The 641-nt window shown below is 63.2% G+C and carries 1 protein-coding gene and 1 rRNA gene; both read right to left on the reverse strand.

Going from position 1 to position 641, the window contains the following annotated elements; all coding sequences use genetic code 11:
• Positions 1 to 267: CDP-alcohol phosphatidyltransferase family protein (locus KUM32_RS42125; protein ID WP_217146879.1), on the reverse strand; the 267-nt coding region annotated here is incomplete at its 3' end.
• A 245-nt stretch (positions 268 to 512) separates the two neighbouring features.
• Positions 513 to 629 (reverse strand): 5S ribosomal RNA (gene rrf, locus KUM32_RS42130).
• Between the last annotated feature and the right edge of the window lie 12 nt (positions 630 to 641).

Genomic DNA, 641 nt, shown 5'->3' on the forward strand with positions numbered 1-641 from the left:
GATATAGAGCCGGTCGGCGGCGGGGTCGAGAAGCCGGCCGAGGCTGCTGATCTGGTTCCAGCGGCGAGCGAGCTTGCCGTCGAGGTAGTCACTGACGCCACTGAACGCGAGAACCAGCAGCGCCCAGCCATCAGCCTTGGGGCCGCCGAACTCGGGCAACAGGATGAGCCACAGGAACAGCGGAACGCCGACGAGGCGTGCCATGCTGAGGATGTTCGGGATGGTGAGCACGCGGTCGGTTTGGACGCGCGTCTCCTGGACCTCCACCCGGGGGCCTCCTGTGGATACGTGCCAATGATGCCCCCCGACTTTACCCGCCCGAGCAGGCACCGCACGCACAGGGGTCTGCGTGACGCCTTTCCACACCGGCCGGCGCCTCCTACTCCTGGGGTGTTTCCCTCAGTCGGCAGGGCTGTTGCGGTGACACGGGCGAGGCATACACGTATAGACGCTGGAAACGCAGAAGAGCCTTGCCACGGATCGAAATCCGTGACAAGGCTCTTCTAAAAGGAGTTCGGCGGCGTCCTACTCTCCCACAGGGTCCCCCCTGCAGTACCATCGGCGCTGAAAGGCTTAGCTTCCGGGTTCGGAATGTAACCGGGCGTTTCCCTAACGCAATAACCACCGAAACACTATGAAAC

Source organism: Streptomyces sp. AC627_RSS907, assembly GCF_019049165.1.